This is a genomic window from Paraburkholderia sp. SIMBA_053 (assembly GCF_046534895.1).
Lineage (GTDB): Bacteria > Pseudomonadota > Gammaproteobacteria > Burkholderiales > Burkholderiaceae > Paraburkholderia > Paraburkholderia caledonica.
In genome coordinates, this window is record NZ_JAWRXU010000366.1 from 1 (window position 1) to 311 (window position 311).

General features: G+C 65.0%; 1 protein-coding gene. It reads right to left on the bottom strand.

The genetic code is table 11. The annotated features are described in order from the left end of the window. On the bottom strand, window positions 1–311 hold a 311-nt coding region (locus SB753_RS36020; RefSeq protein ID WP_410804879.1), incomplete at both ends, for a chorismate-binding protein.

Below are 311 nucleotides of genomic sequence, written 5' to 3' on the forward strand. Positions count from 1 at the left end.
GTTGCAGATCACGCCCGTGCGGATCGTGATCGCGAGGTCCATCTCGCCCGTGAACGACAGGTAGCCGACTGCGCCGCCGTAGAGGCCGCGCTTCACGGGCTCGAGTTCGTCGATCAGTTCCATCGCGCGAACCTTCGGGGCGCCCGACAGCGTGCCCGCCGGGAACGTCGCGCGCAGCACGTCGAAGTTGGTCATGCCCGGCTTCAGCGTGCCCTCGACAGAGCTGACGATGTGCTGCACGTGCGAGTACTTTTCGATCACCATCTTGTCGGTCACGGACACCGAGCCGATCTGCGCAATACGGCCCACGT